Below are 11,949 nucleotides of genomic sequence, written 5' to 3' on the forward strand. Positions count from 1 at the left end.
AAGTGGTCTTAGCAATCCCCACCGCGAGGGCTTGCCAGCCTGGGGTAGTTGAATACTTTTCGTGTCAACACTAAAGAAAAAGAAATTCCTTAATAATCCTGCGAAAAGCAAGGCAAAACACAGACAGATGTACTTAGAGAGCTTATTCGCAGTCTTGAAAAAGAAAACATCACGGTAGGAAGACAGTCTACGTTGTGGCTTTCATCCCCGGCGCTACTTGCACGAGGTTTTCAGCCTACTTTCTTATAAGCACTTATAAGCAACTGATATCAAGTTGCATTCATAAATTTTACCGCTCTTTGAACCACAAAGAGGGGTAGGAAACTGTAACTTAATCACTGGACATATCTATACATTTTTGGACATTTTGTACAGGTCTTGCAAAACAAGACCTGCTTATATGGCATATTCTGCCAACCTGATTTCTCAGTTAAGTTTGCCTGCGCCTTTGATTTAAGAGCTTGTTGAGAAGGTAGCACTACAGCTATAAACCTGTTTACTGATTACTTAACTACCTTCGACAGAGGAGGCAGTGCGGTGGACGGGTTTCCCGGCATAAAGCAACTGCCGTCTACAAGCTGGCGTTCACGCTTTTGGTGTCATGACTCAAAAATCGTAGCTTTCGCTTAGTCTGCACGCTCCGACTTTGTACAGCTTTGTCTAAGTTTGACTAGTTCTGTATAGGTTTTTCGGAGCGGCTGATAATGAGGTGCTTTGATTGCTCTAATAAGCGTCCTGCAACTCATAGAAGTCAGGCGACACGTAATCCTTACGCAAAGGCCAACCTACCCAATCTTCTGGCATCAAAAGCCGCTTCAGATCCGGGTGTCCTTCGTAGATAATGCCGAACATATCGTAGGTCTCGCGTTCTTGCCAGTCTGCTGCCTTCCAAATCCAGTAAACTGAGGGAACTCTGGGATTTTCCCGTGGTAGGAACACTTTGAGACGCACTTCCTGGGGACGGTCAGCATTATCACTGAGTTTAATCAAGTGATACATACTCACCAACTGCTGTCCTGGACCCAAATCAATGCCAGCTTGACACTGGAGGTAATTAAACCCATAAGCATACAGTGCAGTGCAAAGTGGCAGCAAAAAATCTGGCTCAACTTTAATGACCTCTACACCTTCATGATCTGCTTCTAAAGACTCATGAGCAAAGTCATTTTCTGTCAACCATTGGGAAACTTCACCCGCTTTGACTATTGACTGTTGTTCTGCTGGCGCCCCTTTCGATTCTTCAGCCACGGTTAGTTTCCTCCTTTTGTGCCTTTTGAGTCAAAAGAGCAGGTGGGACTGGTAGACCGATCGCTTCCGTTAATTCCTTCGGCGGTGTAACACGAGACTCAGCCTGCAAATACTTACCCGTGTGAATTTGCTGCGCGGGCTTGAGGTTGTGAGTTGTGCTGTAGTAGCGGTGAGTTTGCTTAATCAGACTCCGCTCTTGGATTGAATCATTTGCTATCTTCTTCCGCAGCTTAATAATCGCGTCAATAATCGCTTCTGGACGCGGCGGACAACCGGGTAAGTAAACGTCCACTGGAATCAGCTTATCGACTCCACGCACTGCTGTGGGGGAATCCACGCTGAACATTCCGCCAGTAATCGTGCAAGCACCCATAGCAATCACGTACTTCGGTTCTGGCATTTGCTCATAAAGACGCACGAGCTGAGGTGCCATCTTCATGGTGATTGTGCCTGCAGTGATAATTAAGTCGGCTTGGCGGGGACTAGAACGGGGAATCAGACCAAAACGGTCAAAGTCAAATCGGGAACCAATCAAAGCTGCAAACTCAATAAAGCAGCAAGCGGTACCAAACAGCATGGGCCAAAGGCTAGAAAGCCGCACCCAGTTGTAGAGGTCATCAACCGTGGTTAGGATGACGTTTTCTGACAATTCTTGGGTTACTGTAGGACGCTCTATCGGGTTGAGGATGCGTTCTTTTTGCTGCTGCTCTATATTAGTATCTAAGACCATTCCAAAGCTCCTTTACGCCATGCGTACACGAGGGCAATTACAAGAATTGCAATAAAAATTAGCGCCTCAATAAATGCCAATAGCCCAAGACGGTGGAAAGCAACCGCCCAAGGATATAAAAATACAGTCTCTACATCAAAAATGACGAAGACGAGCGCAAACATGTAGTAACGGATATTGAACTGAATCCAAGCTCCACCGATGGGTTCCATGCCGGATTCATATGTAGTGCGCCGTTCTGGGTTGCGACCACTCGGTCGCAGGAGCTTAGACGCTGATAGAGCCAAGGCAGGCACTAGGCTACAGAGGATGAAGAAGCCTAGAAGGTACTCGTAACCGCTAAGGACAAACACAATGAATTTCTACCGCTTTTGGTGCTAATAAACTTGTAACCTTCTTTTACATTATATCTCTTTGACTTTTTTGAATCCTGAAAAATAGAGCTGGAGACGATTTGATTCGTTTTTACTCAAGATAGAAAAACCTAACACTTATGTCATAATTTTTAACGTATATTTAAGATTTGCCTCTCACCGACGCCAAGAGCCATGAGCGAACAAGCTGCTGAGACGACCGCGTTAGACCGCTACGAGTGCCGTGCCTGCGGTTACATTTATGAACCCGAAAAGGGGGATGACAAGCATGACATCGCCCCAGGGATACCCTTTGCTGAATTATCTTCTACTTGGCGCTGCCCAGTTTGCGGTGTCAAAAAGAATGGTTTTACAAACATTGGTCCTGCTGGTACAGCATCCGGTTTCCAAGAAAATCTGAAATATGGTGTTGGTGTGAATAACCTGACACCAGGTCAGAAGAACCTGCTGATTTTCGGGGCTTTGGCTCTTGCCTTCTTGTTTTTTATGAGCCTCTACGGCGTACAATAAGACGCGCTTTTAACGCGGAGGGTGGGCAATAAACCTACACCAAACCCATACACAAATTCAAAAAAACTAACAGATACTAACAGATAAAGATGCGCTCAATTGTGAAAATTTACCAACGAATACTTGCTTTGTTCGTGGTTATCCTTGTATGTGTTGGTTGTAGTAATGTCCCTTCGACCAGCTACAATCCTTGGGAAGTGATTTCCGTCCCAACAGATGCAAAACTACTGGATATTGCCTTTACAAATGACCCCCAGCATGGTTTCTTAGTTGGGAGCAATGCCACTCTGTTGGAAACAAAAGACGGTGGCAGAACTTGGCAGCCTCTAGAATTAAAACTGGATGACCAAAGGTACCGTTTTAACACTGTCAGTTTTGCAGGTCAAGAGGGGTGGATAGCTGGAGAACCTTCTCTACTGTTGCACAGCAGTGATGAAGGTCGTTCTTGGTCACGCATTCCCCTGAGTGAAAAGCTACCAGGTAACCCCGTAAGTATTGTGGCATTGGCACAAAACACAGCTGAGATGGCTACGGATGTGGGAGCAATATACAGAACCACAGATGGTGGACAAAACTGGAAAGCGCAGGTGGAACAAGCCGTTGGTGTGGTTCGTAACATCGAACGTTCTGCTGATGGCAAATATGTTGCTGTTTCTGCAAAAGGTAACTTCTACTCGACTTGGGAACCAGGGCTAAATGCTTGGGTACCCCATAACCGCAATAGTTCCAGACGAGTAGAAAATATGGGATTTACCGAACAGGGACAAATGTGGATGTTAGCACGAGGTGGTCAGGTACAATTTAGTAACCCAGCTGAACCTGACAAGTGGTTGGAAACTCAATATCCAGAACTCTCGACCAGTTGGGGCTTACTTGATTTGGCTTATCGTACACCCGATGAAATTTGGGTTAGTGGCGGTAGCGCTAATTTGCTGCACAGTTCTGATGGCGGCAAAACTTGGGAAAAAGACCGTGATGTTGAAGGAGTTCCCACTAATTTTTACAAAATCGTTTTTCTCAACCCAGAAAAGGGATTTGTGATTGGCGATCGCGGTGTTTTACTGAAATATAACCCCAATATTGCAGCTACTTCTAAATCAAAAGCTGCATAAGTATTTATTCCTATTTATGAGAAAGAAGTTACGAGGTGTAACTCTTTCTTAACTTTGTAGGATAATGATCTCAATAACAATCTTGCTCAAGGTAGGGGTATAAATGTCGGGTACTACTGGAGAACGTCCATTTTCGGACATTATTACGAGCGTTCGTTACTGGGTGATCCACAGCATCACCATTCCTGCACTGTTTATTGCGGGTTGGTTGTTTGTCAGCACTGGGTTGGCATACGATGTGTTTGGTACACCTCGCCCTGATGAGTATTACACACCAGCACGGCAGGAATTGCCAATTGTAAATAACCGTTATCAAGCAAAACAACAAGTAGAGCAATTTAGTAACACAAAGTAGTTTGAAATCATGACTAGCGGCAATAACATCAATCAACCAGTTTCGTATCCAATTTTTACGGTCAGATGGCTTGCAGTTCACACCCTAGCTGTGCCAACTATATTCTTTTTGGGTGCGATCGCTTCCATGCAGTTTATTCAGCGCTAGGAGAAAATCATGGAAAGAAAGCAAAATCCCAATAATCAGCCGGTTGAACTCAACCGGACTTCGCTTTACCTGGGACTGCTACTCGTTTTCGTTCTGGGGATTCTGTTTTCCAGTTACTTCTTTAACTAACTGGAACGACAGCTATTGACTGCTGTTTATTTTTTAACTTTCGTCGCTAATTTTTTATCAAGGGAGGAGAGACTGTGTCTGGAAGTGGCAGAATTCCCCTGTGGATTGTTGCAACAATCGCAGGTTTAGGTGTAATTACCGTTGTAGGTATTTTCTTTTACGGAGCCTACGCTGGACTCGGTTCTTCAATCTAATGGTAGTTTGAGCCGAATCACACAATTGCTAATTGCTATTTGCCTGCATACTTATAAAAAAATGCTGAAAACCCTGTACCTTTAGGTTAGGGATGAAAGCTAGTGGCAGAGTTTAGCCTGCCATGATACAATTTGAACATGTCAGTACAAGACATTTAAATAAAACCTACCCCCGGACTGGGGGAAAGTAGACGCCCGAAACAACCTTGAGGAGATATCAATACGCTCAAGCGCGAGCAAACGTGTTGAGCCTGGGAACCCTAGTAATAGGGATATTAGGACTGAAAAGTTCTAAGGATCTCCTAGCCTTGAGGTAGGAGAATGTCAAGGCAATACACAATTAGCAATTAGTAGCTGTAAGCGAGATTTAGCTAGTAGCACAAGTTGAAGAATCGAATGAACTACTCACCGCTCCGAAAAACCTATGCAGAACTAGGTAAGACTAGGTAAATCTGTACAAAGTCGGAGCGTGCAGTCTAAGCCATTTATGGCTACGTTCGATTGGTCATGACACCTACAAATGAACGCCAGTTTGTAGCACTGTCGAAGGCAGTTAAGGAATTAGCAAACAGGTTTATAGCTATAGTGCTGTCTTCCTAAAGCGCCATTTGAACATTGACGTAAGCGTTGCGGAACCTCTTAGGTTCGGCAAACATTACCCGCAAGGGTTGGCAGAATATGCCGCGTCTATCTATGCAGAGCCATAATTCTGCATAGATATACACAGAAATTAAGTTACAGTTCCTAGGCCCTACTTCGTTGAGGGGTGAGTTTCTACATTCACCCTTGTAGGATTGAGTTTTTGACGCTTCATTTGTCCTAGTTGCTTCATGCTTCCAGCTTTTTTGCTAGTACGTGAAGTAGAGCCAGTGACATCAGCACGGCAGTCGCCACAACGGGGGGAACCCCCGCAAGGCGCTGCCTCGTCTACGAGGCTAGTTCCTAACCCCGGTAGATTACCTTTAGCCCAGTAGAGCATAACCTCAGCAGCAGCAATATCACGGTTTTGGATGTAATTGCAAACAGTACATTTATGGACTCTAATAACCCAAGTTGCTAGTTATAGATTCAGGCGATCGCTTTGTGCAATAAAATCCCCTCGAGTGAACAAAAACGAGGGGAATATGCTAAACGAAATAATTACCGTCTATGCTATCATCGACGACTTGTTAAAGGCGATTAGGCATCGTGAAGACTGTCGCAGACTGCAGGAGTGATGCAGAAATTCTTACAACGGTAATAACTGCGGCGATGTTCTTTGATGGCAATCAGAATAAAGCTTGCAATTACATGAAAGACCATGATCTCGTTCCCAAAATGTTAGAAAAGTCGCATTTTAATCGACGATTACACGGAATCTCAATGTTGATGAATGATTTGTTTCATCAAGTGGGGATGATACTGAAAGAAAGTAGTGATTGTACTGAATATCTTTTAGACTCTTTTGCCGTATCAATGTGCGATAACATCCGTATATTCAATGTGAAATTAATTAAGTCAGAAGAGTACAGGGGTTACATCGCATCAAAGAAACGCTATTTTTATGGGGTTAGAGTTCAGTTGTTAACGACTAAAAGTGGTATCCCGGTCGAGTTCGTATTTATGCCCGGTAGTGCTTCTGATGTGCGGGCTTTAAATGCATTACCGTTAAATCTGCCCCCGGGGAGCGAGGTTTATACTGACTCTGCATACACTGATTATACTGCGGAAGATGAACTCTTCGAGACGAGTCAAATTGCGTTCAAAGTGATGCGTAAAAAGAATTCTAAACGTAAAGACGAGCCGTGGAATCAGTATATTAAACAATGTACTCGGCATTATATTGAGACTGTGTTTAGTGCTGTCACAAGTTTATTCCCTAAATCAATTCATGCAGTCACTTATAATGGGTTTCTACTGAAGATAGAAGCATTTATTTTTGCATTTACTCTTCGACAAGCGTTTCTCTAATGAGAAAGTCTTGATACTTAAAACCGATTCAATACTTATATTTTTAACAAAAAGAACTCAGAACTCAGGAGTCAGAAGTCAGAATGAACTTCTGTACGACTGGGTGACTCCAGAAAGGGGTTTAAATAACGACAGTTAACACGGTGTCTACAATTGGTTAGGTGCTGCACCGATCCAATTGATTCTGAGTTCTGCGTTCTGACCTATGTGTTCTTCTTCAATATTTTTAACGCTTTTTAAAGTTGGGGTTGTGCATAGCACAATTCCAACTTTGGAGTGAGCGATCGCCTGAATCAAAAGTCACGAAGCACTCAGAATTTGATAACCCGCAACTTGGGTTAATATCAAGTGTTTTCTTGTACTGATGACCGCATTTTGGGCAAGTTTGAGAAGGTTTTACTTTCTTGGTTGGAACTTCTATAAAAACACCACCAATCTGCTTTATTTTGTACTTGATGGTACTGCGAAGCATCCCAAAACCAACATCTAATATTGATTTATTCAAACCTGCTTTTTGCTTCTTACGTTTGCCTTTTTTAGCAATACTTGTCATCTTCTTGACTTCTAGTTTTTCAGTCGCAACGAAGCTATTACCGCTAACAATATCTGCTGCAATTTGATGTACCCAATTTTGGCGCTGATTAGCAACTTTACGAGTTAACTTACTAACTTTAGCTTGGGCTTTTTTCCATCTTCTAGAAGCCTTTATTTTCTTATTTCTATTTGGTGCTTGCTTCCGTCTTTTCTCCTTATACGCTTTTTTGATTTGATGTTCTGCGCTACGCAAAAACTTAGGAGCATCAATCTGTTGATGATTTTCTCCATCCGTAATTGATAACGCTGAATTACAGCCTAAGTCGATACCAACTGCACCAGTTGGGAGGACTTCGGGCTTCAAAGCTTGCTCTAAAACATCAACCGTGATTGACGCGTACCATTTACCATTACGGTAAACAATTGTGTAAGTTGTTGGCGTACCCCAATACTTAGCCTTGCCACGCATCTGGATGCGCCCAATCTTAGACAGGTTTAGATACCCATTCTCTCCACTAGACTCAACAGAATAACCAGTTTTAGCTGGATAAGTCCATCCTAAATAATGGCGAATTGATTTGTATTTTGGACGCTTTCCTAATCCCTTGAACCAACGTTCAAATGCAAAATCAACACGTTTCAATGTTGCTTGCAAAGCTTGGGAGTTTATTTCTTTGTACTCTGTCCAAATTTCCTTGAACGCTGGCAAGCTATTCTGTTACGACCTGTAGCTAACAGAATGCTTGAACTTTTGATATTGGGTAAACCGATTATAAACAGCAGCGTTATAGAGGTCTTTGTGAAGCTTCCGGTGATACCGCAAAGATTGCTCTATATGCTTATTTGGGTATAACCGAAAAGTCATTCGCCTCGTTGCCACTGCTTGCTTCTCACTTCATTTATGTTAGTCTTTAAATATATACAATAAGACTAACATAAGTTTCGCAAATATGGCTAGAACAAATAAAATTATTGTGCGGCTAACAGACAAAGAAAAAGAAAGACTAGAGAATTACGCGGTTACTCTAGGTGTGTCCATGTCTGAGGTCATCCAAGATTACATTAAATCTCTCCCCGATACTAAGATTGGTAATTCCTCGACCATCCTCCGCCCTGTTAAACCGTAGGTTTAATTCGGTTGAGGATGTTCTCCTCATTACTCCACCCGTCGCCCACCCTACGAAGCGTTGAGGGTGGGGACTTCCGCAAATCTGTTAAAAATCAGCATAAAAAAGCCGCCCGTCTTTATCAGATGGGCGGTCAATTTTTCATTCATGATTAAGTCGGTGGACAAGTTTAGCCGATATCGTCGCGTTCAATGTATAACAACATAAACGCAAACGTCACAGCTGGAACAACTAGACCAGTTACAGGAACAAGGATGGAAGGCACAAATGAAGCTGCGTACATCAGAATGGTAGGCATAAATGAAGCTGTGTACATAAGATTCCTATGAAACAAACTACAATTCAACAAGAGCTTACTGCAATTTTTCCCCTAAATTTTTAAATTCTAAAGATTTTTAACACAGTTAGAAGAAGAATTTAGAACTCATATCATGTTCGCTTAAAGACTTATCATTCCCCTAAGAACCCCACCCCCGTAAAGCTACGCTTCACGTCCCCGGACCGCATGCGGGGAGGGGCGGCGCGGGGTGGGGTGCAGTTAACGTGGAAATCATAACTAATTAGCCGGACATGATATCAGAACTCAAAACTCAGAATGCACTTAATGGGATCGATGGCTAGCCCTAAATTAAAGATCTAAAAGTTCATCTAACTGCAAACTCGGTAAGTCCGGAGGAATCACAGCCCGTTCGATAGTGACTTTGTCGCTTTCCTGCTGAGTAACCGTATTCACAGCGATCGCTTCTAAGCGAATTTCCAAACACCCAAAAGGAACAATGATGTGAGTCGTTTCTTCCAATCCTCCAGAAGAGTTAGGTACTAAATTTGTCAACCAAAGTGGACCTTCCAGTAACCAGCGAGTTTGGCAATCCTCAACCCATAACTTGACAGCCACTTCCGGACACACTTGCGCTAACTGTACGCGTACCCTCATAGATTTTCCACACACAAGTTCGCCTGGTGGCAAATGCAATTGCGGAACTGGTAACGCTTCCGTGATTTCTTTTTCTAAAGGCAAATAAAATAATACATTTGATACTGATACTTCTTCGTGCTTGGAAGGTTGGTTTTTGAAAGTATCAGCTTCCGCTTCATTGAATGTATCATCTACAACGATTTCCTGTACCAACCAAGCCGACGACATCTCCTCATGAGGGGGGGAGTGAGGGAGGGAGTGAGGGAGGGACGGAGAATTTATCTGCTTGTCTTCTTGAGTGTGTGTCGCAATTTGTTCTTCTACCTTTGTGTCCTGTGCATTCTCAGCGTCGCCATTTCCCTGCGTGTGTGTGTCAAGCTCCTCATTTATCTGCTCTTGGCGAGGGACAATATAGGTATAGTCGTCTTGGTTTTGCAAATTGATGGGTTCAGGCAAAGAGTACCCTTGAGTATGCATCCACTTTCTAATTAAGGGAGATATGTAGGGACTGCTTGTCGTAATTAATTCAGAACTAGAGGGAGTCACTACTTTGACAAACGATGTGTCTTGGGATTGTGCATCCTCTGCAACTGATAACGCTGCATATTCATGATCAATTTCAGTCGTGTGCTGCTGCGAGTCAACAGGCGCAGGAAAGTCAAACATCTCTGGCGGATAGCGCTTAATGACTTCTATTTCATCCTGCGATGTTTTTAGTCGTTTTAAGTAGGGAAAAGCCGTACCCTTGCTGATGACATAACTAACAGCAGTGACAGTGCTATTCGTGTCTGAATTTTCCAACTTTAAAGGAGGTTCTGAAACCCCAGGACTGATCATCTGATTTTGGTGTTGAGCAAACCTCGGTAATTGAGGTGAAATCGCTGCTGATTTACGAAGTGATTGCCGGTTAAGTTTGGGTGGTAGAGATTTTTTTGGAGATGGATGCAACAGGTGCGATCGCACTTTGTTTGGAGTTTTTACCAGATTGAAAAGTTTTAAATCTAGAGGTATCGATAGTTTTTGGGCTTCACAAGTCGCTAGTGGTTCACTTTTGGTGAATACAGCACTGGTTGCTAGTAATTCTGTAACATCTGTAATTGTGAAAGACTCCTTTGCTAAGAGTACCGCCTGACTACCAATTGTGAGGACGCCATACAAACTGATTTCTCCCAAAATCAGCTTCGATTCACAATCAGCTGGAATCTCTATTGAACATCTGATAGGAAACGGTATTAACTTTTCTGGTAACGATTGCCGCACTCGCCTAATGATTTCAGAACCTTGGGGTGAGTGCAATTCTATTCTTATTTCTCCTCCGTAAACTCTTTCATAATTTGATGTTTGGCTCAAATCCAGCGTCGCTTCTTTTTGCTCCACACGCCCGTTAATTGTGAGAGTTTCTCCCCAACGAGCAATGTAGATTTCTTCTTCAAGTTTCACAGCAAGCGGTGCAGCTGGCATATTTGCTGGAGAATCCTCAACCGTTTTGTCATCTTCGGGCAACAATTCACAAGCAGGTAAAGCCAGTTCTATTAAGTTTTGTAAAATCTGTTCTGCTGTCTCACCTTTAAGCCAGACTGGACTGATCGGCTGCTCAATAATCGCTTCTTCTTGAGACAACTCAGCGGTTAAGACAGGTAATTCCTCGTTGTTTCCTCGTCCTACCTCGTTTGCAGCAACTTTAGGTAGGACTTGCAATTGGATACTGTGTTGCCAGGGTTTACCACGATCAGACATCAACTTACCAGAACAGCGTAACTCCCAAACTCCTGGCTTAAGGTAAGTATAGGGAATGACAGGTATTAAGCCTTCAGAGTTTGTGCGGCGCGATCGCACCTGAATTCGCCGCTTCGGTGGAACCTCCAACGTTGAGGTATGAGTGATTTGTACTTCCACATCTACGTTAGCAAGGTTAGAACAAGCGACAACTCTATACCGACCTTCTATAATTTCCACATTTGGCGATTCCAAGGGACGCCAAGAGCGATCGCCCTTGGCGAGGCTTTGCCCATCGCCCCTTGGGGGGTTCTGTTTGGGAGCATCGCCCTGTTTCTGTATCAGAAATTGCCAGTGTTCCATTTTGAGTGATGCCCAAACCGTGGAGCCGCTCTCGTGATGTTTGAATTATCTTGCTTGCCAGTTTAACTCAGCAAGAATGAAAATTTATCACCTGATTATGTTGTTTTGATTCAAACATTGGCAAAATTAGCATTACGTGTAGCAAGCTGCTGGCTAAGCTATGATAATTGCGCACTTTTACCTACTTGGCTTCTCGCTCTTTACCCAGGCGAGTAAAGCGAATTTCAATGCGTCGCCGTGTCGCATCTGGCTGACGCTGGTTGTTGGGAATTGGGGCAAATTCCCCATTCGGTAATATTAACTGCGCCGCCGAATAGGCGCGAAACTTAACTCCTGGCATTCTACCCTGTTGTTTCTGGATTTTAAGCAGTTCTTTAACTACCGCCAAGGAACGCATTAGTCCCAAGTCAGCGTTAGAGCCGGCATTTAGATTGCTTAGCGAACCCTCACTACTAACTGCTGCTTCTAAATTGTTGTCTAGATTGCTTGTTACCGAAAAATGGGGTTTAAAGCCCCGCCGTTTAGTGGCGGCTTTTTATTAACT

Annotated in this window: 14 protein-coding genes and 2 pseudogenes; 8 read left to right on the plus strand and 8 right to left on the minus strand. The window is 43.5% G+C overall.

From position 1 onward, the window contains the following. Nucleotides 1–723 precede the first annotated feature (723 nt). The 3 genes from AACT52_RS07450 to ndhC are packed head-to-tail and all read right to left on the minus strand — an operon-like array spanning nt 724 to nt 2,331. On the minus strand, nt 724–1,248 hold the full coding sequence (locus AACT52_RS07450; protein ID WP_073636468.1) for an NAD(P)H-quinone oxidoreductase subunit J: 525 nt from the start codon (nt 1,246–1,248) through the stop codon (nt 724–726). Beyond that, nucleotides 1,241–1,978, minus strand: a complete 738-nt coding sequence (locus AACT52_RS07455) for an NADH dehydrogenase subunit K (protein ID WP_073636469.1) — start codon at nt 1,976–1,978, stop codon at nt 1,241–1,243. The genes AACT52_RS07450 and AACT52_RS07455 overlap by 8 nt, the downstream gene beginning before the upstream one ends. After that, nucleotides 1,969–2,331 carry a photosynthetic/respiratory NAD(P)H-quinone oxidoreductase subunit C gene (ndhC, locus tag AACT52_RS07460; protein WP_073636470.1) on the minus strand — a complete coding sequence of 121 codons (363 nt, stop codon included), beginning with the start codon at nt 2,329–2,331 and terminating at the stop codon, nt 1,969–1,971. Before ndhC ends, AACT52_RS07455 begins: the two co-directional genes overlap by 10 nt. Before the next feature lie 195 nt (nt 2,332–2,526). Here ndhC and AACT52_RS07465 point away from each other — a divergent pair, with 195 nt between their 5' ends. From AACT52_RS07465 to AACT52_RS07490, 6 genes are all read left to right on the plus strand, one after another. Next, nucleotides 2,527–2,862, plus strand: coding sequence for a rubredoxin (locus AACT52_RS07465; protein WP_073636471.1), 336 nt, complete (start codon nt 2,527–2,529; stop codon nt 2,860–2,862). Between the two features lie 89 nt (nt 2,863–2,951). After that, on the plus strand, nt 2,952–3,974 hold the full coding sequence (locus AACT52_RS07470; protein ID WP_073636472.1) for a photosynthesis system II assembly factor Ycf48: 1,023 nt from the start codon (nt 2,952–2,954) through the stop codon (nt 3,972–3,974). A gap of 103 nt (nt 3,975–4,077) precedes the next feature. Further along, the gene (gene psbE / locus AACT52_RS07475; RefSeq protein WP_041036305.1) at nt 4,078–4,329 is read left to right on the plus strand and encodes a cytochrome b559 subunit alpha; all 252 of its coding nucleotides are present in this window, start codon (nt 4,078–4,080) and stop codon (nt 4,327–4,329) included. Nucleotides 4,330–4,338: 9 nt separating this feature from the next. Continuing rightward, complete coding sequence (gene psbF, locus AACT52_RS07480) at nt 4,339–4,476, plus strand: cytochrome b559 subunit beta (protein ID WP_041036302.1); 138 nt, start codon at nt 4,339–4,341, stop codon at nt 4,474–4,476. A gap of 9 nt (nt 4,477–4,485) precedes the next feature. Further along, a complete protein-coding gene (locus AACT52_RS07485) occupies nt 4,486–4,605 on the plus strand; it encodes a photosystem II reaction center protein L (RefSeq protein WP_073636473.1) in 120 nt (39 codons plus the stop codon). Between the two features lie 74 nt (nt 4,606–4,679). Then, the gene (locus AACT52_RS07490; RefSeq protein ID WP_069350721.1) at nt 4,680–4,799 is read left to right on the plus strand and encodes a photosystem II reaction center protein J; all 120 of its coding nucleotides are present in this window, start codon (nt 4,680–4,682) and stop codon (nt 4,797–4,799) included. Nucleotides 4,800–5,550: 751 nt separating this feature from the next. Here AACT52_RS07490 and AACT52_RS07495 read toward each other — a convergent pair. Continuing rightward, nucleotides 5,551–5,778 carry a hypothetical protein gene (locus tag AACT52_RS07495; protein ID WP_096549369.1) on the minus strand — a complete coding sequence of 76 codons (228 nt, stop codon included), beginning with the start codon at nt 5,776–5,778 and terminating at the stop codon, nt 5,551–5,553. Nucleotides 5,779–5,923: 145 nt separating this feature from the next. Here AACT52_RS07495 and AACT52_RS07500 point away from each other — a divergent pair. Then, nucleotides 5,924–6,749, plus strand: a pseudogene (locus AACT52_RS07500) (IS982 family transposase). 226 nt (nt 6,750–6,975) lie between these two features. Here AACT52_RS07500 and AACT52_RS07505 read toward each other — a convergent pair. Beyond that, a pseudogene (locus AACT52_RS07505) lies at nt 6,976–8,148 on the minus strand (RNA-guided endonuclease InsQ/TnpB family protein). Nucleotides 8,149–8,233: 85 nt separating this feature from the next. Between AACT52_RS07505 and AACT52_RS07510 the strand changes: the two are divergent. Continuing rightward, a complete protein-coding gene (locus AACT52_RS07510; RefSeq protein WP_143173014.1) occupies nt 8,234–8,410 on the plus strand; it encodes a DNA-binding protein in 177 nt (58 codons plus the stop codon). Nucleotides 8,411–8,579: 169 nt separating this feature from the next. Here the strand turns inward: AACT52_RS07510 and psaI are convergent, their stop codons facing one another. The 3 genes from psaI to AACT52_RS07525 all read right to left on the minus strand — a co-directional run bounded on the left by psaI (nt 8,580) and on the right by AACT52_RS07525 (nt 11,802). Beyond that, nucleotides 8,580–8,726: a photosystem I reaction center subunit VIII gene (gene psaI, locus AACT52_RS07515; RefSeq protein ID WP_198941123.1), complete on the minus strand. Its 147-nt coding sequence runs from the start codon at nt 8,724–8,726 to the stop codon at nt 8,580–8,582. Between the two features lie 312 nt (nt 8,727–9,038). Next, nucleotides 9,039–11,405 carry a hypothetical protein gene (locus tag AACT52_RS07520; protein ID WP_073636474.1) on the minus strand — a complete coding sequence of 789 codons (2,367 nt, stop codon included), beginning with the start codon at nt 11,403–11,405 and terminating at the stop codon, nt 9,039–9,041. 181 nt (nt 11,406–11,586) lie between these two features. Continuing rightward, nucleotides 11,587–11,802: a hypothetical protein gene (locus tag AACT52_RS07525; RefSeq protein ID WP_198941124.1), complete on the minus strand. Its 216-nt coding sequence runs from the start codon at nt 11,800–11,802 to the stop codon at nt 11,587–11,589. Between the last annotated feature and the right edge of the window lie 147 nt (nt 11,803–11,949).

This window comes from Scytonema sp. HK-05 (genome assembly GCF_963872035.1).
Classification (GTDB): domain Bacteria; phylum Cyanobacteriota; class Cyanobacteriia; order Cyanobacteriales; family Nostocaceae; genus Kalymmatonema.